Here is an 18,868-nt window from a genome sequence, read left to right on the forward strand (position 1 = left end):
ATAGCAATCCTATTTGATTCATGAACGTGGAGCAGGCTAGAAGCCTGCTTTACAAATCATTTAGAACTGCTAAAGCGCAGAGACCATAATTCAAGTCAAGCATTCATCCCTAGCGCTTTTTGCAATAATATTCGATCTTCTAACTTAGCTTGAAAACGTCCATTTTCAATATCGCGAATCCAACTCTGGCTTTTACCCGTTAGCTGGGCTAAATCTCTTTGGCTCAATCCCAGTTTTTTTCTTGCTTCAATAATATATTCAGTAGAGAGGGCTACTTGCGATTTTGACCTAGTTTTGCGGTTCGTCGTTCGTTGCTTCTTCTTAGATTTCGCGAGTTGTTGTTCCCACTCTGGAGGCAGTTCAAAATGCAAAATCCGAGCATTCATTAATCGATTCCACTTACCACGAGGGGCAGCATCGGTCAATCGAGTGCTATTGCTACCATCATCAATCCAAAATTCTAATGCAGCTTCCGCATCTTCTGGAATATCGACTAACTTAGCCCACAAAGGTTGAATCTCTGGTGGATAGGTCACAGGATCGAATACAGGCTTGAGTCCGTAGCGATCGAGTACCTCTAAATCGCTTTCAAATATTCTTAATAGACGTTGGCGATTCTCCGGTTGCAAAGATATTTGGCTCAGTTTTCGCTCGCCGTAGGCTACTCTCATGAGAGTGGGAATCGTAACGCGCTGCTCTTTACCCATTTTGGTTTTAAATAGCAACCATAGCATCATCCGCGCTGCACCCTCATGCTGCTGCCAAATACTCATCACGGCGCTGAGTAGGGCTTTGGGTAAAGTACCGTACTGATAGAATGCAGTCCGCTCTTTGCAACCTTGCCGATTCAGAAAATGCTGCGCCCACTGACCGATTTTAATTTTGAAAGTCAACCCAACCAGATGTTTGCATCCCAAATCGTCTTCTTGAAAGTGATGTTGAGTGTCCAGTAAATGCCACAAACGACTTTTTTCCAGCCGAATTCCCTTAATCTTTCCTTGTTGGGGCAGATCGATACAAGCTATTAGCTTGCAGGGTTGTTGGGCAAGTTCTTTAATGAGAACGAGTTTAGTCAGTTTGCTCAGGTCTTTGCGCTTGTCCAGTCCCAAGTATTCCTCAATCTGTCGGTCACTGATAATGAATTCCTCTTCCCAAGGACGCTCTAAGCTTGTAACATGAGCGGCGTAGATTAAGTGCAAGCAGGCAGATCTAATATCAAATGTCTCGATCGCAGATAATGCTCGATCGCCTTTAAGCGCAACTGGCGGTTCCAAATCTAAGCTGTCTGTAATTCGGAAGGCGATCGCACCCTTACCTCCATGAATTTGCCGCTGATAGTACAACTCTCCCGCAGCATCGATTTCCCAAGTAAGAGAGTGTCGCTGTGCTAGAACATTGCATAATTCCCAACTAGCGATCGCGGAAGCAAAAGGATGACTTTTACCGTCGGGAAAAAGATCGAGGCTAGGTACGGTTCTAACATCAATCTTGCATCTACCTTTCTTCGCTTGCCAAGGAACCGGAGAGTTGACAGGGCAAGAGTCTACACACTGCGGTGCTAGGGAATCCTGGCAGTCATGACACAAGCTGGGATCGATCCAATACTCACCCTCGATAATTTTGATCGCACCTGTAGGACACTGAGGCAGGCAGTTGTCACAACGAATGCAGTGCTTAGTAATGGCGTAAGGCATGGTATTGCGCGGTTCTTTTTCAAAAGATGCTAGCTTTGCTGAGTGCTATGAATACGCGATCGCCGAAAATTTTCTCTACAAAGATTTGAACTCCTCGCCATCCAAGAGTTTTTCTCGAAGCTATACTCTTACGAATTATTTATAGTAAATATATTTAATCTGCAAGCTCAGATATTTTTGTTCGCTTTGAGCCATTAAATAAAGTCTTAATATTTTAGTAAAATCATTTGAGGCGATGCCTATGGCAAGGGCAAAACCCCATGCATCTCCTAGTGACAGCCCAGCTAACGACCAAATTTTATCTTGGTATGCTGTTGCTGAGGATGTCAATAATCTACTGCAATTGGCAGCACAGAACTGAGAAAATACGGCTGAATCAGAGTACTTTATCAAATAGGTATTAGCGATCGCCTCAGATAATCTAGACGTTCTCGTTTCTACCTATCGCTATTTTTACGATGCTTTGGCTATGCCAAAACCGTATTTCTCAAACACGGTTCTTGCTTGCTTGTCAGTTAAAAACTGAATATATTCTTTGGCAGCATCAAGATTTTTACTACTACTGATAATGGCTATAGGATAGACAATCGGAGAATGTAAGTTTTCCGCTGCTGTAGCCACTACCCGAACTTTATTTGAGAGTTTGGCATCTGTGGTATAGACAATTCCAGCATCAGCATTGCCACTTTCTACAGCAGCTAGTACATTACGGACATTATTGCCAAACACTAATTTTGGTTTAACTTGTGATAGAATTCCTAATTTCTTGAATAGTTCCTCGGAATATTGTCCGACTGGAACGCTGCGGAATTCGCCTACAGCAATTCGTTTTATGTTAGTATCTGTTAATTGCTCGAACTTATCGATCTTCAGATCGGAATTACTCGACACAACCAAGACAAGGCGATTAGTTAGGAGGTTGCGGCGGGTATCGAGAAGAATCAAATTTTTATCCTGCAAGGCATTCATTTGCTTTGCAGCGGCAGAAAAAAAGATATCTGCTGGCGCACCTTGTTCTATTTGTTGTTGTAATGCCCCAGAAGCACCAAAGTTATAATTGACTTCGATCTTCGGCTGAGTTTTTTGAAAAAGTGGTTGGGCTTCTTTTAAGGCATCTTGGAGGCTAGCAGCAGCAGATATAAGTAAGTTTGTATTTGCTTGTGCGACAACAGGAGATGGATTGAGCCAGTTGAAAATAGTTGCTAAAATCAGCGCGATCGCAACTCCACAAATAAAGGCAAAAACATTTTTTCTTTTCATAGAATCTTCAGTTCAATATCTACTTTATCTACAAAAAATAACTATAAATTATAGTAGAATCTATATTAGATATGCTTTATGGATAGATTAGATTAACATATACTTATAATGAGTCAATATGTAGAAACTACTAATCCTTAAAGGAGATGATGAGGCGATCGCTCGGCAATAAAAAGTAGTTAAATTTACAGTTTAACGAGCGTAAATAGATAGAAGATCGAGCTAACAAAACATATACAAAAGATTGACAAATGAAGATTAGCGCCCGCAATACATTGAAAGCAACTGTAAAAAAAGTTGTACCAGGAGCCGTTAATACTGAAGTCACGTTAGAACTTGCGCCTGGAGTGGAAATAGTTGCAATTATTACAAAATCCTCGGCTGAAAGCTTGGGACTTGCAGAGGGTAAAGAGGCTTACGCTGTCGTTAAATCGTCAGATGTGATGGTTGCAGTTGATTGAGCGATCGCTATTTGCAAGCAACAATGTGAAAAATATGCCAGTACTTTTGTTCTCCTAAAGCAGTCGTTCCTGGATGTTCTTCTTCTTGCAAGCATTCAATTTTGAAAGGTTGCAGCAATTCTTCCACCTGGGCGCGGGTGTGATGGCTCATGTTAGGGTAAACTGCCCAAGAGTCGCGATCGCCAAATAATTGACCGCAGAAACGTCCCCCAACCCGCAATGCTGCGATAATTTTGTTCCACAAGCTAGGAAAATGTTCCGGCGGACAAAATGGTAGGCAAAAGCTGGCATTAATGAGATCGACCGATTCTGGTAATACTAGATCTTCAAAGCGCATCACCAGAGTTTCTAGGCGACGGAGATCGATGTCAGGACGACTTTGCAAACGGGCGATCGCTTCTGCTGCACTATCAATTCCTAGTACCCGCCAACCCCGCTTCAGCAGTTCCGCCGTGTCTCGTCCATCTCCGCAGCCCAAATCGACTGCAAATCGGGGAAATTCCGCAGATAATGGCTCAAACCTTGTCAACGCCGATAGCAGAGTTTCTCGCGGCGGACGACCTTCTACTGCTTGGTAGTAAGCAGACCAATTGGGCTCAAAAACCAGGTTTTCTAATTGGTCGTTCGTAGACATAATTCAGGGACAAGGGGGACAAGGGGGACAAGGGAGACAAGGGGGATAAGGGAGACAAGGGGGATAAGGGAGACAAGGGGGATAAGGGAGACAAGGGAGACAAGGGGGACAAGGGGGACAAGGGAGAATAACTACTTGTTAACCGTTAACTGTCAACCAACAACAAATGACCAATGACCAATGACCACCTTCACGAGTAGTTTACAACTCAAACAGAATTGCTATCTAATTTTGTTCTAACGAGCTATGGGTGTAACAATTTTTGGGACAAACTCTAGAGCAAGCCTGACAACCAATACAGTATTCTGGATGAACAATAGACATGACTTTGCGCTCGATCTCCTCAGCCTCCTCATCTTCGACAAACTCCCCATCTTCATTCAGTGCTTGCAGTAGTAGCACGTTTCTACCGCAGGCTTTAAAACATCTACCACAACCAATACATTTATCTTGGTTAATTTCTTGTACGAATTGGGGTGTCCAGGTTTTACCCCCAAAAGTCAAACTAGTAAGTGTTGCCATAGTGTCTCCTCTTGAGTAAGTCAAAAGTTAAAAGTCAAAAGGCAAAAGTAAGAAATTAGATGTATTTCAGTTGATTCAGTCCTTGCCTTGCGGACTTTGAATGTGTGGTTCCGCGAATTCTATTCGCCGATTATTTTTTTGAGTTGCACCCAACCATTGGAATAGAGCAGTTAGCACCCCAGCCATACCAGCAGCTTGAATAGGGGCAGAATTCGATCGCGCCGTCAACCTCACGTAGATTGCATCAGCAGACTTTTGGCAGAGAATCAGGCGATCGCCTCCTACGATAACCTTGTAGGCAGGCGATCGCTGTTCTAAAATGATGGTGACTCCAGGTACAATACCCATTGCCCTGAGTTCCTGTACCGTAGCCTCGTCTGCACTCTCGACTCTGTTAACGACTCCCTGTTCTCCAGGTTGGAGCAAACTGAGCGAGGAGCCAAAAATGGTAAAGTCAGTAAACATATCGTGGGTACTCAGACTAGATAGGCTTCTTGGTGGGTGCGGATCGTACAATCAGAGCGAGGATAGGCGACACAGAGAAGCACAAATCCTTTCTTCACTTGTTCGTCATCTAAAAACACCTGTTCGGACTGATCGATTTCGCCTTCAACCACTTTGCCAACGCAACTAGAGCAAGAACCAGAGTGACAGGAAAAGGGTAAGTCCAGTCCTTGTTCTTCTGCGGCATCCAGAATCGTAATAGATTCTTCAACAGGGATCGTAATGTCGAGCGATCGCTTTTTATTGATTAAATGCACTTGATAAGTCGTCATCGTCGTGTCCTCCAAAATGATTCGATCTTTGTACGGGCTAGTTAAATCAAAGAACTAATTGTGATTTCACAAGTATCTGCAAAAAACCCACCCCCACAAGTTTTGACTTCTGACTTTTGACTTTTGACTTTTCTACTCAGCTGCACGGCACGCCAGCGGGAGTACAATCGCCTGCTTGGAATGATTTGCCACAGCCACAGGTATCAGTAGCATTAGGATTGCTGAACTTAAATCCGCTTTCTAGCAAGCTATCGACAAAATCAATCACAACTCCTTCCAATAACGGAGCGCTTTGCGAGTCAATGTAGATGCGTAGCTTGCCTTGCTCTACTACAAGGTCATCTGCCCGTGGTGTGCTGGCGATGTTTAAGGAATACTGATAGCCACTACAACCGCCATCCTCGACAGCAACACGAATGCCTCGTTGAGCGGAATTGTCTTCTTTGCTAGCGGCTTGCAGGAAGGTACGAAGCCGGAATTCTGCAACTTCTGTTAATGTTAGGGTCATATAAATCTCCTGAGTTAGTAGGTAGGAATGAGAGGCTAGAGAATCGACACTTCTCGGTTAGGATACATAGCTCTTGAAGATCCCCCTTAATCCCCCTTAACAAGAGGGAGATTGTGCTACTAGCCCGCTTTTTAAGGGGGATGGGGGATCGAAGCGATCGCGCAATCGCGAGGTAGAATAGGGCGAGAAAGCAGGAGTACCGCAAACCGGACAATTAGGATCGTGGTAGGGGCGACGCTTGGCAAACTCTAAACTGCCCAAGTCCATCGTGAGTAGTTGAGATAACAGTGGTTTACCGATTCCTGTAATCAGCTTGATTGCTTCTAGTGCAGTCAAACAAGCTAGAGTTCCAGATACCGCACCCAAAACGCCAAAACCGCGTTTATCCCAATCAGGCTTTTCGGGAAATATGCAAGATAAACAAGGGGTGCGATCGGGGATAATTGTGGTTAAGTATGCCTCCATGTCGTTCATCGCTGCTTCTACCATTGGCTTTTTCCAGCGCACGCAGGCAGCATTTAACAAATCTCGCTCGATGAAGTTGTGGGCGCAGTCGAGGGTAACGTCAGCAGCTTGTACTAAATCGTCAACGTTCTCTGGCGTGACATACTCGCAAATAGCATCGATTTGGATATCTGGGTTGAGCTGTTCTAGTGTTGTTTTAGCTTTGAAAACTCTGGGTTTGCCTACCCAATCATCGCTCATCAGAATTTGGCGATTCATGTCATCTAGTCGCAGTTCGCCGCCCCGTACTAGAATGAGCCGTCCAACTCCTGCTACCGCTAGGTAAAGCGCCGCCGTGCCACCCAGCCCGCCTACACCTGTCACCAGTACTGTTGATGATTTCAAGCGTTGCTGTGCTGACTCGCCAAAACCAGGAAGCATAATTTGGCGGCGGTAGCGTTCTAATTCGATGGGGGTGAGGTTTAACACAGTTTTTCTCCTCAATCTGTACCAATTTCTGTTAGCAAAACTACATTTTGTGGCTTCTCGTTAAACACCTTGAATAGTTTTTGTTCGACAGGTTTGGAAGCAAGAAAAACGTCATAAGCTTGTTGGAGTGCGTTACGATATTGACCGAGCTTTTCCTCGTCGTTTAGATCGGGAGAATCGCGATCGATCGCTTTGATATAGTTAGAGAATTTCTGCAAAATATGCAGGCGATTCACATTCACAAACTGAGCATCGTAAGGCAGATCGAAGAACTCAAAATATTGCTCTGCATCGACAATTTGTTGAAATTGGGCTATTCTGCTCATTGTCCTCGCTCCAATTTTGTTAACTGTTGCTTGAGTTCGTCAATCTGTCGATAGATTTCATAGGTTTGACCTGCTACATCCATAAGTTGGTTGTAATTTGTAGGTAAACCTTCGGCGAGATCGTGCAGATCCATCTTCATTTGTCCGGCTTTACTGTTAAGCTTTTTGAGTTGAGTTTTTAACTCGTTAATATCTGGGTTAACAGCAGTTTTGGTTACTTGTACCATACAAATCTTTTGAGATGTTTTATTTTTACAGTTTGCCAACTTCGGGATAACGCTGAGCGAGATCGATCGCTTTTTCAACTAGCTTGTCTGCCTCCGCTGTTAATTTCTCCAAAGAATCAAAACCGAAGCGTTGAGCATCGCGTAAGGTTCTAGCAACTAGTAACAGACGACCAGAAAAAACAAGTACCCAGCCGAAACCTTCATGACTCAAATCGATAACGACTTGGGATAATAAACCTGTTTCTTGCTCGATTCGAGCCGCGATCGCCCGATAGAATGATAAAATTCTGCCTTTTGTTACGGGATCGACATCGCCCTCTACAGAAATTTTGCGCTTAGCCTCTTTGCTGACAATATAGGGTTTGATAACTAATTCATCTGCCCAATTTCGATAAAAGCCATAGGAATCTTGGGCGCGAATTTGTCTGGCTAACTCTTGAACAAACAGAGAGTTGAAGGCTTCGTTGGTAGTAGTTTGGTTGGTGGTTTCAGTAGCGCTCATACAGTTACTTCCTCTTCTAATTGTGCAAAACTAGGTGATTTTTGTTGTAAGGCTTTTCGCAACCAGGGGGGAGGGCTGCCTTTCAAAGTTTGAACTAACTTTTCCAAAATATCGAGAATTTCGTCATCTTCAGATCTGGCTTTAATTGGTGTAATGCGCTTCTTAATTAACCGAGCTGCTGCACTTCCTCCAATTGCCGATACATAAACAATCGTGCAATCATATAGGGCTTCAATTTTTGGCAGTAATTTGTCCTCATTACCATCTTCTTTAAGATCGCCATCAAATCGGAGTGTTTCTACAAACTGATACCCTTCTGGCGAAACTTCATAAACATCAATCTTTTTCGCCCAACCAAAGTGAGCATTAATATGAACTCTGTCGTTAGTTGTGAAGGCAATTTTCATACCGATCCTCCGAATTGGTAATTGGTAATTGGTAATTGGTAATTGGTAGTTGGTGGTTGGTAGTTGGTGGTTGGTAGTTGCTCCCCCAGCTCCCCCAGCTGGGTCAGCTCTCTTCTTCCCCTCACTCCTCACTCCTCGCTCCTCGCTCCTCTGCCTCTAGAAACAGGTTGCCAAGATCGAATAAAAGCTGAATGGTGCCTCGGTAGCCGACTGTGCAACGCTGTCCGTTACCTAAGCGATCGAATACGGGGAAACCGAGGCGATAGAAGGGAGTGTCGAGGCGACGGGCGATCGCTTTAGTATGGGAATTACCGATCAGCAGGTCAGAACCTACTGCTAATTGCTCGAAGTCCTCTAAATCACCAATTGTGACGCTCTCGACTGGTAGTTGCTCTAAAAGGGGCGATTTTGTGGTTGTGACTGCGGTATGAATTTCAGTTCCCATCGATCGCAAAAACCCAGCGATCGACCACAGTAAATCTGGTTCTAGTGCTAGCGATACTTGCTTGCGCCCGAAATAGAAGTGAGCATCGAGCATGGCATCTTGCAACTGGCGGCGTTGGTGGCAGTATTTTTCTGGGACTTCATTACCGCTCAAATCTACAAGTCCTTGGAAAAAGTCATCGACTGCATCTAATCCAGTTAGTTGCGGAAAGACTTCGTAGGGTATACCAAACTGTTTTTGCATAATCTCCGCCGCACCGCGCACGCTCTCACCTAGTGCTAGGGTAAACAACGAAGTCCCCATCGCTCTGAGTTCTGCCAAAGTCGTACCACCACCCGTCACCGCGCTGTAGGAATCATCCAAGTGACCGTCGAGCGAGGCGGAAAGATCGGGTACGACGATGGGTTTTAGTCCAAAGGCTGAGACGATCTCTTTAATCTCCTGTACGTCCCCTGGCGTAAACGCAGAACTTACCAAGAGATTGATTTGGTCTAATCTGGTTTCTCCAGGTTGAGGCAGTTCCTTGACTATGCTTTCCACGGCTGCGGCAAAACCATCTTGCAATGCACCTTTAAAATCAGGTGTAGAGGCAAATGCGATCGGCAAATCAGTTAATTCTGGGTGACGTTTGCGAATGCTTCTGAGGATACCTTCCATGTCATCGCCTCTAGTTTCCGTTAGTCCAGTGGTACACAGACCGATAATTTCTGGTTTTGATTTCTCCATCAGCGTTAGGATTGCTTGCTCGATATTGTCTTCGCCACCCAAGATAGTGCTAACTTCGGTCATTGCCGTGGTGGATAGGGGAATTGCTTCCCGAAAATGCCGTACTAACATGACTTTGGCGAAAGCAGTACAACCCTGAGAACCGTGAAACAGAGGCATCACACCTTTTAATCCTAAATATGCTAAGGCTGCACCCAAAGGCTGACTTTGCTTCAAAGGATTAACCGCAACTGCCTTTTTGGAAGATTGGACTTTGGATTTTGAATTGGTAATGGGTAATGGGTAGTTGGTAGTTGCTTCCTTGTCCCCCTTGTCCCCCTTGTCCCCCTTGTCCCCCTTGTCTCCTTGTTCCCCTTGTCCCTCTTCCCAAGGTGCGAGCTTACGCACTTGTTTCCACACGGGGCTGTGCAGGGCTTCATCCAGTTCTCGCGCCATTTCGATCGTGCCTGTATATCCGGCGTAGCGATGATGGCGTTCTTGGTTGATGTCTAAAAAGGGAATTTTGGCTTTGAGGGCTGTGTATTGATTGCGACCACCAGCAATCAACATATCTGCTTTTGTTTGGGCGATCGTCCGTAGCAATTCTTGAGCATTGCCTTTTTCTAGCATGATGCCGTCTTTACCCAGCAGTTCTTTAATGCGGGCTTTATCTTCCTCGGTACTTTTTTTCGTGCTAGTGGCGACAACTTCCATCCCCAAGTCTTTAGCCGCAGAGATAATCGACCAACTTTTCACACCTCCGGTATAAAGGACAACGCGCTTACCTTGAAGGCGATCGCGATACGTGGCTAGGGCAACATCTAACGCCGTAGTTTCTTCGGCAATTAATTTCTCGACTCGCTCTTGCAAATCTGTATCGCCCAGTTTTGCTGCAATATTGCGCAAACAGCGATTCATGTCATCCACGCCGTAGAAAGATTCTTCAATATAAGGAATGCCGTAGCGTTCCTCCATCTTTCTCACCACGTTGATCAGCGCTTTGGAGCAGATCGTCACATTGAGTTTGGCGCGGTGGGCATAGCGAACTTCGTTGTACTTGGCATCACCCGTAATTTTGGCAAGGACTCGAATACCTAATTTTTCAAACAGAGGCAAAACATCCCACAATTCTCCAGCAATGTTGTACTCGCCAATCAGGTTGATATCGTAGGGGGTGGTAAATTCTGGTTCGGCGCTACCGATAACGTATTCTAGTAAGGCTTCACCACCGACACGATTGCCAAGATTTTTACTCCCAATAAAGCCAGGGGAATTCACGGGGACGACGGGTATACCGATTTTATTGGTAGCGGCTTCGCAGACTGCATCCAAGTCATCGCCAATCAGGGCAGTGACACAGGTAGAGTAGACAAATACCGCAGCAGGATTGTAGCGTTGCTGCACTTCCATAATGGCTTTGTACAGCTTTTTTTCGCCGCCGAAGATGACATCGTTCTCATTCAAGTCAGTCGTAAAGCCCATTTTGTAGAGATGGGAACCAGAAGAAAGACTGCCACGACTACCCCAAGAGTTACCAGAACAAGCGATCGGTCCGTGGACTAAATGAGCCGCATCAGTAATGGGGACGAGGGCGATCGATGCGCCATCAAAGGCACAACCCCCTTGAGCCGCTCCTGGTTGAGCTTGTTGCTGACAGGACTTATTTTTCTTTTGTCCTTGTTTGTGGTGATTGTGTTCGCATCCTGGCTCGCTGAGCAGCTCGTTAATTTTACCTTGGGTGATTTTCATGACTTAGCTGGTGGTGGAGTGGTGCGTGGGACGATCTGGTGAGTGGTTAGTCACGCTTCGGTGCAACTTTACTCTTGTTCCCCCCTTTTGAAAGGGGGCTAGGGGGGATCTCTTCGTGAATGGCGCAGTTCTCCGATCCCCCAACCCCCTAGAAAGGGGGCTATTACAAAGTCACACATGGGGTTAGTCGTAATCTTTAACTTCTAACAGTTTTGACTTTTGACTTTTGACTTACCGATTAACAAATGTATTTCGTGACATCTTCGCCACACTCATCTGAGAGGTAGGATAGGCTGCGAAAGCGCAAGCCTATAAGCTCGTTGTAGAGTGGATTTAGTTCGCAGAGTGCGGGAATGTGAAAGGTGCGTCCGAGTAGAGTTACGTCTCGTTCAAAAGGGCAGCAGCAGGGAATGACTTGACAAATGAGATGGGCAGTATGGCGATCGCATATTTGGATTTGATTCACCCATCGACGTAGGGGAGAGAGTAGATCGAAGCCTGGAATTTTTTCGGGAATTACAGAGCGATCGCTTGTGTGGGTGATGGTAGACATGGCTGATGGGATGAATTGGAGTATTGGAAGGTAATTGGTAATTGATAAGATTTCTCTACTACCAATTACCGATCGCCCAGCGATTATCGAATCAAGTCGTAAGAAATATCGGTCTTGGCGGGAACGATGGTATTGCGATCGAGTTCGTCGAGTAGCGTGTTGACAATCCAGTTGAGCAGGTTGATTGCTCCTTGATAGCCATAGGTGGCATAGCGGTGCAAGTGGTGGCGATCGAAGATTGGGTAGCCAATTCGTACGAGTGGGGTGTGGGTGTCGCGCCACAGGTACTTACCGTAGGAATTGCCGATCAGTAAGTCTACAGGTTCGGTAAAGAGGAGCGATCGCATATGCCACAGATCCTTACCACCCCAAATCTTGGCAGTGTTACCAAAGGGGCTAGCATCCAAGATTGCTTGCAATTCTTGCTCGAATACTTCGTTGCTGTTTGACACTACGATGTGTACGGGTTCAGCGCCCACTTCTAGGAGAAATTGCACCAATCCGATGACGAGATCTGGATCGCCATACAGAGCAACGCGCTTGCCGTGCAACCATGCTTGGGAATCAGTCAGCGCATCCACTGCACGTCCCCGTTCGTCTTCTAATTCTTTGGGAATTGGCTGTCCGGTGAGTTCTGATAGTTTCATCAAAAACTCATCCGTGCCTCGGATACCGACAGGACGGGTAACTGAAGTGGTTTGTTTCCACTCTTTTGTAATGTACTCCCGCGTCTTGGTGGTAGAGTATGCTTGGAAAGCGATCGTTGCTTCAGCATTAATCGAATCTGCTGCATCTTCTAAGGGAGTGCCACCCTGGTACATCCTGTACTCGCCATCATTAGGAGAGTCGAGGTAATCTGAATTATCTGCCAGTAGAGTATAGTTAACGCCCATCAAGGATGCTAAACGCTTGACTTCCCGCAAGTTGCCAATATATGTTTCAAAACCAGGAATAAAGTTGATCTTGCCGTTGGTTGTTGCTTGCTTCTTGCCTTCAGTCAGATTTGACAGAATTCCTTTCATCATGTTGTCGTAGCCCGTAATGTGGGAGCCGACAAAGCTGGGTGTATGGGCGTAGGGAACTGGAAAATCTTCGGGTACAGATCCCTTTTCCTTGGAAGTTTTGATAAAAGCACCCAAGTCATCTCCAATGACTTCTGCCATGCAGGTAGTGCAAAGGGCGATCATTTTCGGCTTGTAGAGATTGTAGCTATTCGCCAAGCCATCGATCATGTTGTTGAGTCCGCCAAACACCGCTGCATCCTCAGTCATAGAGGAAGAAACAGCAGAAAATGGTTCTTTGAAATGGCGAGTAAAGTGGCTGCGGAAGTAAGCTACGCAACCTTGAGAACCGTGAACGAAAGGCAGAGTACCTTCAAAACCTACAGCAGCCAGGATTGCGCCTAAAGGCTGACAAGCTTTAGCAGGATTCACGGTCAAAGCTTCACGAGTAAAATTCTTTTCGCGGTATTCCCAGGTTTTCGTCCAGTCTGCAACGCGGGCAACCTCTTCTGGACTGTGCCCACCTTCAAACTGTTTTTTAGCCTGAAATAACTCTTGGTACTCGTCCTGATGAAACAGCGTAGCGTGATCCTTAATGTTGTCTATGTTGTTTTGAGCCATGACTGTTCTCCAATATTAGGGGCTGGGGGAAGAAAGTGGTGTGTGGTGCGTAAAGAAAGGGTGTAGGGTGTGGGGTGTGGGGTGTGGGGTGTGAGAAGAGGCAAGAGGTTTTACTTACAACTTACGAATTGTCTTGCTCCCTCAGCTCCCTCAGCTCCCTCAGCTCCCTCAGCTCCCTCAGCTCTCTTTCTTCCACGGAGCGCCGATTAAACTCCATGTCGGGCTATTCAGCGCTAAATCCATATCTCTAGCAAAAATTGCAAAGCCGTCATAACCGTGATATGGACCGGAGTAATCCCAGGAGTGCATTTGACGGAAGGGCAGCGCCATTTTCTGGAAGACGTATTTTTCTTTAATTCCAGAAGCAATCAGATCCGGCTTCAATTCTTTAACAAACTGCTCGAATTCAAAAGCAGAAACGTCATCGTAGATCAACGTGCCATTTTCGATGTAGTGAGTGGTACGCTTGTAATCGTCGCCATGACCGAATTCATAGCCAGTACCGATCAACTTCATCCCCAAGTCATAGAACGCTGGGACGACGTGACGAGGACGCAAGCCACCAACCATCAATGCTACAGTCTTGCCTTCGAGACGCGGGAGATATTTCTTTATGACTGCATCGCATTGTGCCTGGTATTTAGCGATAACTTCTTCTGCTTTTTGCTGAATTGTTTCGTCAAACTTAGAAGCAATCTCCCGCAAGGACTCAGCAATCTTGGTGGGACCAAAGAAGTTATACTCCAACCAGGGAATACCATAAGCCTCTTCCATGTGACGGCTGATGTAGTTCATGGAGCGGTAGCAGTGAACCAAATTCAGCTTCACTGTTGGAGTCATCATCATTTCGTGGAGCGTGCCGTCTCCCGACCACTGGGCGACTACGCGCAAGCCAATTTCTTCTAGCAGGATGCGGCTAGACCAAGCATCACCGCCAATGTTGTAGTCACCGATAATCGCAACATCGTAGGGTGTCCCTTCAATGCCCAACTCTTTCTTCTTCTTATCTGCTTGGGGGAAAACCCAGTCACGGATAGAATCATTAGCAATGTGGTGTCCCAGCGATTGGGAAACTCCACGGAAACCTTCGCAGCGTACTGGAACAACGGTTTTACCAATTTCTTTCGCTGCCTTTTTCGCTACGGCTTCAATATCATCTCCAATTAGACCAATGGGACATTCAGACTGAATGGAAACGCCTCGGTTGAGTGGGAAAAGTTCGTCCAACTCGGTAATTAGCTTCGCCAGTTTTTTGTCACCGCCGAAAACGATATCGCGTTCTTGGAAGTCGGAAGTAAATTGCATTGTGCCGAAGGTGTCGATCCCTGTCGTACCGATGTAGTAGTTGCGACGACCAGACCAGGAGTAATAACCGCAACCTACGGGACCGTGGCTGATGTGGATCATATCTTTGATCGGACCCCAGACCACACCCTTAGAACCTGCGTAGGCACAGCCACGGGTGGTCATAGAACCAGGGACGGACTTGATATTCGATTTAACGCCGCAGTCGGATTTTCCTTCTTCGTAGACGTTGAGGTGTTTTTCCCGTTTTTTCTTGGCTTTATCTGGGTAAAGTTCTAGGACTTCTTTAATCAGTGCTTTCTTGTCTACCGTAGTATTTGCTTGTTCTAGAGTCGTGTTTTCAGGAGGTGTCATAATTTGCCTCTCTTGAGTGTAGGGAGTCGGGGTGAAGAAAGGGTGTAGGGTGTGGGTTGTCGGGAGTCGGGAGTCGGGAATCGGGGAAGAAGATAGTAGTTAAATTCCCCAAGTCTTCCTTGTCCCCCAAGTCTTCCTTGTCTCCCTTGTCCCTTCAGGATTAAACGGCTGCAACTTCTTCCGCAGTTTTGCCAACGAGATGCTCGTATTCTTTGTCGTCGCCCAGGATACCGAATTCGACGAGTAACTCTTCCAATTCGTCCATCGAAATTGGGGTGGGAATGGTGAGCTTGTCGTTTTCTTTGATCTTCTTGGCAAGGGCACGATACTCGTTGGCTTGGTTGCAATTGGGTGCGTACTCAATTACAGTCATGCGGCGCAGTTCTGCGTGTTGTACAACGTTGTCGCGTGGTACGAAGTGGATCATTTGGGTGTTGAGCCGAGCTGCTAAAGTTTCGATCAGTTCGATTTCTTGGTCAACTTTGCGGCTGTTGCAGATTAAACCACCCAAGCGTACACCACCAGAGTGAGCGTACTTGAGAATGCCTCGTGCAATGTTGTTGGCAGCATACATCGCCATCATTTCACCAGAGGTGACGATATAAATTTCTTGTGCCTTACCTTCGCGGATTGGCATAGCAAAACCGCCACAAACTACGTCACCTAATACGTCGTAAGAAACAAAGTCGAGGTCTTCGTAGGCTCCGTTTTCTTCTAGGAAGTTAATTGCGGTGATGATACCACGACCCGCGCAGCCTACACCTGGTTCGGGACCGCCAGATTCTACGCAGCGGACATCTTTGTAACCTGTGAGTAGAACTTCTTCTAGTTCTAGGTCTTCTACTGCGCCCCGTTCGGCAGCTAGGTGTAGAATGGTGGTTTGGGCTTTACTGTGCAACATCAAGCGAGTGGAGTCTGCTTTGGGGTCGCAGCCTACGATCATAATCCGTTCGCCTAATTCAGCCAAACCTGCGATCGTATTTTGAGAAGTGGTGGATTTACCGATCCCGCCTTTACCGTAGAATGCAATCTGTCTAATATTGTCAGTCATGGTTGTTTCTCCTGAAATTAGTTAGTGGTTGTTGGTCTGGGTTGTGTAGCGACGATCGCCTATTTATCCGCGATCGCTTAGCTCGAACATCGCTGGGGGCGATCGCTCAACTGCTAAAACTTTAGGAACTGGAACAGAGAAATCTTGCATAGATATTGCTAATTACGCCTATTTATGCTTTGTAACTGCTAAACTGCTTCTACTAACAAGTTTTGGTTGACGCGCTCTTGTAACTTTGCTTCAATCGCAACTTTGAGGGTTGCCGTACTGCTAGAGCAAGAACCGCACGCACCTTGCAGCAATACTTGGACGCGATCGCCATCCACGTCGTACAGTTCCACATCTCCCCCATCGGCAATTAATAGGGGTCTAACTTCTTCATCCAAAACTTTTTGAATTAGGGCGATCTTTTGCACGTTTGTCAGCGGACGTTGCGGTTGCTCTTTCGTTGCTGCAATCCCTGTAGCAACCTGTACGCCTACAACTGGTTCCCGTTGCACGGCAGCAATTAGGTCATCGATATCTGCTAGACAAGAACCGCACCCGCCACCCGCCTTGACATAACTCGTTACCTGTTCGGCAGTGGTGAGGTTATTTTCTCGAATCACGCGGCGAACCTTGGTTTCGCTAATTCCAAAACAACTGCAAACTAATGCCCCTTCATCTTCTTCATGAGCTTCGAGCGGAATCCCACGGTATTTATAAATCGCTGCTTCTAGTGCTTCCTGTCCCATTACCGAACAGTGCATCTTAGCTTCTGGCAGTCCGCCTAGGTATTCTGCTATTTCCTTGTTGGTAACTTTGAGCGCTTCATCTAAGGTTAAACCCTTGATTAACTCAGTCAAAGCAGAAGAAGAAGCGATCGCGCTGGTGCAGCCAAAAGTTTGAAAACGCGAATCCAGAATTTTATCGGCATCGACTTCAATCTTGAGGTGCAGTCTCAGGGCATCTCCACAAGCAATACTGCCCACTTCGCCAAATACAACTGCTATTCCTGATTCGCGATCGTCTTCTAGCAATCCCTGGTTTTTAGGATTGTAGAAGAGTTCCATAACTTTATCTGTATAATCCCACATGGCACAATTTGGTAGTTGGTAGTTGGTTGAGTGTTGTTGGTTGGCAGTTGACAGTTAACGGTTGACAGTTATTTCTCCCCTGCCCCTGAAGCACCTCTGCTCCTATCGATGAGCTAATGTTTCTTCCCGACCTTGCAGCCAATCGGCTTGGTCGTTGTTGAAGGGTGAGAGGGCGCGGAGGCGTTCGACAATACTAGGCATTACTGCTAAAACTGCGTCAACCTCGGCATCTGTGGTGTAACGGGAAAGGCTAAACCGGATCGAACCGTGCAAAGTCGTGTAGGGTAAGCCCATCGATCGCAATACGTGGGATGGTTCTAAGGAACCAGAAGTGCAGGCAGAACCGGATGAGGCGCAAATGCCAAATTGGTTCAGGGATAAGAGGATGGCTTCACCTTCGATATACTTAAAGCCAATGTTGGTCGTGTTGGGCAATCTGTTTTTGCGTAGCTTGCCGTCGAAGACATCGCCATTTACTTCACAGTCGGGGATTGTCTCAAGTAGAGTTTTTTCTAAGCGATCGCGCAGTTGCTTTTGTTTCTTGGTTGTGGCTGCTAAATGCGCCAGTTCGATTTCGGCAGCTTTACCCAAAGCAACAATTCCTGGTACGTTTTCCGTTCCCGCCCTACGTCCGCGTTCCTGATGTCCTCCCACCAATAGGGGACGGAATCTGACACCTCGTCGCACGTACAAAGCACCAATACCCTTGGGTGCGTGTAACTTGTGACCGGACAGAGTTAATAGATCTACAGTGCTAGTCTTCATATTCAGGGGAATTTTCCCTACTGCTTGCACCGCATCGACGTGGAAGATAGCGCCATACTCTTTGACTCGCAATCCAATCTGTTCGATCGGAAATACTACGCCTGTTTCGTTGTTGGCATACATAATCGTGACTAAGGCTGTATTACCTGTCATTGATGCTGCCAACTCATCCAAATCGATTTGTCCCTGGCGATTTACGGAAAGATAGGTAACGGTATAACCTTGAGTTTCCAACTGCTTGCAGACATTCAGCACTGCTGGATGTTCTACTTGAGTCGTCACAATATGCCGCTTGTCTGGTTGTGCTTGCAAGGCGGCGCGAATGGCGGCGTTATCTCCTTCCGTACCGCAACTCGTGAAGATAATTTCTGAATCATCTGCGCCAATTAGGGCTGCAACTTGTTGCCGTGCTTGTTTTACCACTTTGCCGACTTGCCCGCCAAAAGAATGCATACTGGAGGGATTGCCGTAATATTCGCTCAGGTAAGGCAGCATTGCTTCTACAACTTCTGGGTCTACCCTAGTGGTGGCGTTGTTGTCGAGATAAATGCAAGTTTGCATGATTAGGGAGTAGGGAGTAGGGGATTGTAGGGGCGGGTTTGTTCGCGAATACCTGAACTAAAACCAACAATCTTGCGGTTCAACCCGCCCGTGCATTAGTTATGAAGCGTAGTCAATTTCAGATCGGAGAATTTTTCGGAGTAAGTATCAAACCAGCGTTCCCAATAGTCTTGTTTCTTGGTTAACTTACCAACCAAGCGGTTGTAGGTAGTAAACCACGATTCCCAATAATCGCTAGGTTGTGGAATACAACCGTCATATGTGGGACAACCAGCAGCGCATTGAGGTACGCTATAAGCACTGCCAACGCAGTTTGTACAAAGAGTGGGATCGATCCAGTGCTTGCCGTCAGTGACTTTGATAGCATCCGTGGGGCAGACAGAAAGACAACGGTTGCAGGAAATACATTGGCTGGTAATTTTGTAAGCCATG

The 18,868-nt window shown here is 46.3% G+C and carries 23 protein-coding genes; 3 read left to right on the top strand and 20 right to left on the bottom strand.

The window, feature by feature from the left end; translation table 11 throughout:
• Positions 1-95: 95 nt before the first annotated feature.
• Together CHRO_RS22345 and modA are read right to left on the bottom strand one after the other, a co-directional pair.
• Positions 96-1,694 carry a helix-turn-helix domain-containing protein gene (locus CHRO_RS22345; RefSeq protein ID WP_015156498.1) on the bottom strand — a complete coding sequence of 533 codons (1,599 nt, stop codon included), beginning with the start codon at positions 1,692-1,694 and terminating at the stop codon, positions 96-98.
• 453 nt (positions 1,695-2,147) lie between these two features.
• Positions 2,148-2,954 carry a molybdate ABC transporter substrate-binding protein gene (modA, locus tag CHRO_RS22350; protein ID WP_015156499.1) on the bottom strand — a complete coding sequence of 269 codons (807 nt, stop codon included), beginning with the start codon at positions 2,952-2,954 and terminating at the stop codon, positions 2,148-2,150.
• A 251-nt stretch (positions 2,955-3,205) separates the two neighbouring features.
• Between modA and CHRO_RS22355 the strand changes: the two genes are divergently transcribed.
• Positions 3,206-3,415, top strand: coding sequence for a TOBE domain-containing protein (locus CHRO_RS22355; protein WP_015156500.1), 210 nt, complete (start codon positions 3,206-3,208; stop codon positions 3,413-3,415).
• Positions 3,416-3,422: 7 nt separating this feature from the next.
• Here CHRO_RS22355 and CHRO_RS22360 read toward each other — a convergent pair whose 3' ends face one another.
• Positions 3,423-4,049, bottom strand: a complete 627-nt coding sequence (locus CHRO_RS22360) for a class I SAM-dependent methyltransferase (protein ID WP_015156501.1) — start codon at positions 4,047-4,049, stop codon at positions 3,423-3,425.
• Between CHRO_RS22360 and CHRO_RS33525 the strand changes: the two genes are divergently transcribed.
• Positions 4,032-4,226, top strand: a complete 195-nt coding sequence (locus tag CHRO_RS33525; protein WP_219335992.1) for a hypothetical protein — start codon at positions 4,032-4,034, stop codon at positions 4,224-4,226. The two genes, CHRO_RS22360 and CHRO_RS33525, sit on opposite strands and share 18 nt — an antisense overlap.
• A gap of 48 nt (positions 4,227-4,274) precedes the next feature.
• On the opposite strand, the gene fdxB is transcribed toward CHRO_RS33525, so the two are convergent.
• From fdxB to nifH, 14 genes are all read right to left on the bottom strand, one after another.
• Positions 4,275-4,571, bottom strand: a complete 297-nt coding sequence (gene fdxB / locus CHRO_RS22365) for a ferredoxin III, nif-specific (RefSeq protein ID WP_015156502.1) — start codon at positions 4,569-4,571, stop codon at positions 4,275-4,277.
• 75 nt (positions 4,572-4,646) lie between these two features.
• Positions 4,647-5,036 (bottom strand): FeoA family protein, encoded by a 390-nt coding sequence (locus tag CHRO_RS22370; protein ID WP_015156503.1) that lies wholly within the window; start codon positions 5,034-5,036, stop codon positions 4,647-4,649.
• 11 nt (positions 5,037-5,047) lie between these two features.
• Positions 5,048-5,347 carry a 2Fe-2S iron-sulfur cluster-binding protein gene (locus CHRO_RS22375; RefSeq protein ID WP_015156504.1) on the bottom strand — a complete coding sequence of 100 codons (300 nt, stop codon included), beginning with the start codon at positions 5,345-5,347 and terminating at the stop codon, positions 5,048-5,050.
• A 136-nt stretch (positions 5,348-5,483) separates the two neighbouring features.
• Complete coding sequence (locus CHRO_RS22380) at positions 5,484-5,855, bottom strand: iron-sulfur cluster assembly accessory protein (RefSeq protein ID WP_015156505.1); 372 nt, start codon at positions 5,853-5,855, stop codon at positions 5,484-5,486.
• Positions 5,856-5,951: 96 nt separating this feature from the next.
• A complete protein-coding gene (locus CHRO_RS22385; RefSeq protein WP_015156506.1) occupies positions 5,952-6,788 on the bottom strand; it encodes a HesA/MoeB/ThiF family protein in 837 nt (278 codons plus the stop codon).
• A gap of 11 nt (positions 6,789-6,799) precedes the next feature.
• A complete protein-coding gene (nifW, locus tag CHRO_RS22390; RefSeq protein WP_015156507.1) occupies positions 6,800-7,114 on the bottom strand; it encodes a nitrogenase-stabilizing/protective protein NifW in 315 nt (104 codons plus the stop codon).
• Positions 7,111-7,341: a CCE_0567 family metalloprotein gene (locus CHRO_RS22395; protein ID WP_015156508.1), complete on the bottom strand. Its 231-nt coding sequence runs from the start codon at positions 7,339-7,341 to the stop codon at positions 7,111-7,113. Before CHRO_RS22395 ends, nifW begins: the two co-directional genes overlap by 4 nt.
• Positions 7,342-7,366: 25 nt before the next feature.
• Positions 7,367-7,843 carry a NifX-associated nitrogen fixation protein gene (locus tag CHRO_RS22400; RefSeq protein ID WP_015156509.1) on the bottom strand — a complete coding sequence of 159 codons (477 nt, stop codon included), beginning with the start codon at positions 7,841-7,843 and terminating at the stop codon, positions 7,367-7,369.
• Positions 7,840-8,250, bottom strand: a complete 411-nt coding sequence (nifX, locus tag CHRO_RS22405; RefSeq protein WP_015156510.1) for a nitrogen fixation protein NifX — start codon at positions 8,248-8,250, stop codon at positions 7,840-7,842. The genes CHRO_RS22400 and nifX overlap by 4 nt, the downstream gene beginning before the upstream one ends.
• Before the next feature lie 121 nt (positions 8,251-8,371).
• Positions 8,372-11,149, bottom strand: a complete 2,778-nt coding sequence (locus CHRO_RS30835; RefSeq protein ID WP_015156511.1) for a bifunctional nitrogenase iron-molybdenum cofactor biosynthesis protein NifEN — start codon at positions 11,147-11,149, stop codon at positions 8,372-8,374.
• Between the two features lie 238 nt (positions 11,150-11,387).
• Positions 11,388-11,702, bottom strand: coding sequence for a Mo-dependent nitrogenase C-terminal domain-containing protein (locus CHRO_RS30840; protein WP_015156512.1), 315 nt, complete (start codon positions 11,700-11,702; stop codon positions 11,388-11,390).
• Positions 11,703-11,785: 83 nt separating this feature from the next.
• Complete coding sequence (gene nifK / locus CHRO_RS22415; RefSeq protein ID WP_015156513.1) at positions 11,786-13,324, bottom strand: nitrogenase molybdenum-iron protein subunit beta; 1,539 nt, start codon at positions 13,322-13,324, stop codon at positions 11,786-11,788.
• A 177-nt stretch (positions 13,325-13,501) separates the two neighbouring features.
• Positions 13,502-14,983 carry a nitrogenase molybdenum-iron protein alpha chain gene (nifD, locus tag CHRO_RS22420; RefSeq protein WP_015156514.1) on the bottom strand — a complete coding sequence of 494 codons (1,482 nt, stop codon included), beginning with the start codon at positions 14,981-14,983 and terminating at the stop codon, positions 13,502-13,504.
• A 160-nt stretch (positions 14,984-15,143) separates the two neighbouring features.
• Positions 15,144-16,034: a nitrogenase iron protein gene (nifH, locus tag CHRO_RS22425; protein ID WP_015156515.1), complete on the bottom strand. Its 891-nt coding sequence runs from the start codon at positions 16,032-16,034 to the stop codon at positions 15,144-15,146.
• Between the two features lie 2 nt (positions 16,035-16,036).
• On the opposite strand from nifH, the gene CHRO_RS34540 reads away from it, so the two are divergent.
• Positions 16,037-16,159, top strand: a complete 123-nt coding sequence (locus CHRO_RS34540) for a hypothetical protein (RefSeq protein ID WP_256498613.1) — start codon at positions 16,037-16,039, stop codon at positions 16,157-16,159.
• Between the two features lie 63 nt (positions 16,160-16,222).
• On the opposite strand, the gene nifU is transcribed toward CHRO_RS34540, so the two are convergent.
• The 3 genes from nifU to CHRO_RS22440 all read right to left on the bottom strand — a co-directional run bounded on the left by nifU (position 16,223) and on the right by CHRO_RS22440 (position 18,867).
• Positions 16,223-17,110 (bottom strand): Fe-S cluster assembly protein NifU, encoded by an 888-nt coding sequence (gene nifU / locus CHRO_RS22430; RefSeq protein WP_015156516.1) that lies wholly within the window; start codon positions 17,108-17,110, stop codon positions 16,223-16,225.
• Positions 17,111-17,212: 102 nt separating this feature from the next.
• Positions 17,213-18,436, bottom strand: a complete 1,224-nt coding sequence (nifS, locus tag CHRO_RS22435) for a cysteine desulfurase NifS (protein ID WP_015156517.1) — start codon at positions 18,434-18,436, stop codon at positions 17,213-17,215.
• Positions 18,437-18,531: 95 nt separating this feature from the next.
• Positions 18,532-18,867 (bottom strand): 4Fe-4S binding protein, encoded by a 336-nt coding sequence (locus tag CHRO_RS22440; protein ID WP_015156518.1) that lies wholly within the window; start codon positions 18,865-18,867, stop codon positions 18,532-18,534.
• Position 18,868 lies beyond the last annotated feature (1 nt).

Source organism: Chroococcidiopsis thermalis PCC 7203, assembly GCF_000317125.1.
Classification (GTDB): domain Bacteria; phylum Cyanobacteriota; class Cyanobacteriia; order Cyanobacteriales; family Chroococcidiopsidaceae; genus Chroococcidiopsis; species Chroococcidiopsis thermalis.